This window comes from Kitasatospora sp. P5_F3 (assembly GCF_054049135.1).
Map to the genome: position 1 here is coordinate 1 of NZ_JBFUMY010000168.1, position 3,089 is coordinate 3,089.

Below are 3,089 nucleotides of genomic sequence, written 5' to 3' on the forward strand. Positions count from 1 at the left end.
GTCCACTGGTGGATGGCGGCGCCGTCGGCTGTGGACCAGCTGGACACGTCGATCATCTTGCCCGAGTGGCGTGCCTTGAGCCGGTAGTAGCCGCTGCCGGAGTCCACGAACTGGAACTGCTGGTTGGTGGCGTTGGTGCGGGTCCACTGGACGACGTTGGCGCCGTCGGCGGTGGAGGAGTTGTAGACGTCGAGTGCCTTGCCGCTGTTGTGGTTCACCAGTACGTACCAGGCGGTGGTGTCCACCGTGGCGGCCGATGCCGGCGTCGTGGCCACTGTGAGCAACCCGCCCACGATAGCCAGGGCTGCTGCGGCGGCCGCCCCCGACTGCCATCGACGACGCCACCTCGCGGCGCGCGCTGACCAAACCGACATAGCGTCTTCCTTCCATACAGGGGATCGACGACATGAGACGGGCCGCACCGGCGCGGACGACAACTGCCCGGGAAGTGTCTTGTTAGCGTTAACATTTCTGAGGGCGAGCCGTGCAGGTAGCTAACCGGCGGCGCGGCCGAACGCGCCACGTGTGACCTGAGTGTCCCTCAGCATGTACAGGACCAGCCAGAGTTCTGTCTGAAAGAGGCCATCAAGAGGAAGCGGATGCTCTACATCGGGGTCAGTGCCGGCGACTGAACAGAAGACCACGACAGGACTGGACGCGAACAAGAGGACACCGGGACGCAGGCGGGGCCTGGCCGTCGACGCGCTGGGGCTGATCATCGGCGTCGTGGTCCTGGCCGCGTCGGCACACGAGAGCGCCGCCAGCACGGCCCCGGTCGACCAGGGCAAGGGCTTCGTCCCGCCGCATCCCAAGCGGTGGGTGGTCGAGCAGGTCAACGGCACGCTGATGCTGATCCGGCGCCTGGCCCGCGAGTACGACCACAGGCCCGACAACACCGAAACCGAAGCACGCCTCGCGGACCTGGTCGCCACCTGGAAGGTCATCGCCGAACTCGCGTCGACTGGGAACGTACTTGACCAAACACATGGGGTACCCCCCGATAACGGTTTCGGCTGGGCTCTTGCAGTTGCGCCGGTTGCTTCTCATACTTCCCGAGCCCGCAGTCAACACGAGTTGCCAATTCGTGTTGGGGCAGCTTTCCTCATGACCGCGCTCCGGGAGTTCCACCATGGCAACACGGCAGGACGTGGCACTACTCGCGGGCACCTCGCCCTCGGTCGTCAGCTACGTGCTCAACAACGGGCCCAGGACCGTCGCCCCTGCGACCCGGGAGCGGGTCCTGGCCGCCGTGCGGGAGCTCGGCTACCGGCCCAACGCGGTGGCCCGCTCGCTGCGCCTCAGTCACACCATGACCCTGGGACTGGTCGTCCCGGATGCGGCCAACCCATTCTTCGCGGAGCTCGCCCGGGCCCTGGAGGACCACGCCTGGGCGGCCGGCTACACCCTGCTGGTCGGCAACACGGTGGACGACCCCGACCGCGAGGCCGGGTACATCCGGACCTTCCTGGACCGTCAGGTCGACGGTCTGGTGCTGATCCCCGCTCAAGGGGATCAGCCCTGGCGGACCGAGCTGGCCCGCAGCGGCGTCCCGAGCCTGGTCTTCGACCGGGCCCTGGACGGGGCCGGCATCTCGCAGGTGCTGGTCGACAACGCGCTCGGCGCCCAGCACGCCACCGAGCACCTGCTGGCGCACGGCCGCCGCCGGGTCGGCTGCATCGCAGGCCCGCTCGGCATCCACCCCACCGTCGACCGGGTCGTCGGCTGGCGGCGGGCGCTGGAGCAGGCCGGATTCAAGGCCGGCTCCGGATCGGGCGGCCGGACGGGCTGGGAGTCCTGCCCGGACGCCGCACCGCTGCTGCACGGCTCCTTCGGCCGGCTGCACGGCTACCGCTCCGGCCGCGCGCTGCTCTCCCGGGACCGCTCGGTGGACGCCCTGTTCGTCACCTCCGACGAGCAGGCCGTCGGCGTCCTGCGAGCCGCTACCGAACTGGGCATCCGCGTGCCGGAGGACCTGGCACTGGTCTCCTTCGACGGCATCGCGGGCGGCGCCTACACCACCCCGGCACTGTCCACCATGCGCCAGCCGGTCGAGGACCTCGGCCGGACCGCGATCGCCCGGCTGCTCGACCGGATGAAGGCCCCGGACCTGCCGATCACCCGGGACGTCCTGCCGGTGACCCTGCTGGCCCGGGGGTCCTGCGGCTGCCCCGACCCGGCGGGCGGGGAACACACCGATCTGCCGACGGCCGCCGGGAGCGCGCTACCCGGGCCTGCCCCGGCCCCACCCCTGACCTAGAGAACCACGGAGCACAGAGCAATGACTGAACGACTGGTCGTCGTCGGCAGCCTCAACATGGACCTGTCGATCACGGTCCCCCGGCTGCCCGAGCCAGGCGAGACGGTGCAGGGGGCCGATGTGGTCCGAGGCGCCGGCGGCAAGGGAGCCAACCAGGCGGTCGCCGCCGCCCGCCTCGGGGCCACGGTGCGGATGGTCGGACTGCTCGGTGACGACGCGTTCGGCACCGAGCTGCGCAGCTGCCTCGCGGGGGAGGGCGTCGACGACCGGGCGGTCGCCGACCTGCCCGGCGCGGCCTCCGGGCTGGCCCTGATCGTGGTCCAGCAGGACGGCGAGAACACGATCACCCTCTCGCCCGGCGCCAACCGCCATCTCGACGTCGCCGCGCTGGAGTCGCTGACGGACGGTCCGCTCGCCGGACCGGCCGACACCGTCCTGCTCCAGCTGGAGGTGCCGCTGCCGACCGTCCTGGCCGCCGCCCGTGCCGCCCGCACCGCCGGAGCACTGACGGTGCTGAACGCCGCCCCCCGACCCGACCCCGGGCCGGTGCTCACCGAACTGCTGCGCCAGGTGGACGTGCTGGTGGTCAACGAGACCGAGGCCGCCGGACTTCTCGGCCTCGCCGCCGACGCGCTCCAGGGTGAGCAGGACTGGACGGTCCACGCCGAACGGCTGCGCGAACTCGGCCCGGCCACCGTGGTGGTGACCCTCGGCGCGGTCGGCGCGGTCGCCGCCGGTCCGGAGGGACGGCTCCGCCAGCCGGGCTTCCCGGTCGCCGCCGTGGACACCGTCGGCGCAGGCGACGCGTTCTGCGCCCAGCTCTCGATCGCGC

The 3,089-nt window shown here is 71.3% G+C and carries 3 protein-coding genes; 2 read left to right on the forward strand and 1 reads right to left on the reverse strand.

Going from position 1 to position 3,089, the window contains the following annotated elements:
* Positions 1 to 275, reverse strand: a 275-nt coding sequence (locus ACXJMZ_RS36980) for an RICIN domain-containing protein (RefSeq protein WP_457034380.1), incomplete at its 3' end; no start/stop codon positions are given.
* An 854-nt stretch (positions 276 to 1,129) separates the two neighbouring features.
* Here ACXJMZ_RS36980 and ACXJMZ_RS36985 point away from each other — a divergent pair.
* Positions 1,130 to 2,257 (forward strand): LacI family DNA-binding transcriptional regulator, encoded by a 1,128-nt coding sequence (locus ACXJMZ_RS36985; protein WP_457034381.1) that lies wholly within the window; start codon positions 1,130 to 1,132, stop codon positions 2,255 to 2,257.
* A 21-nt stretch (positions 2,258 to 2,278) separates the two neighbouring features.
* On the forward strand, positions 2,279 to 3,089 hold an 811-nt coding region (locus tag ACXJMZ_RS36990; RefSeq protein ID WP_457034382.1), incomplete at its 3' end, for a ribokinase.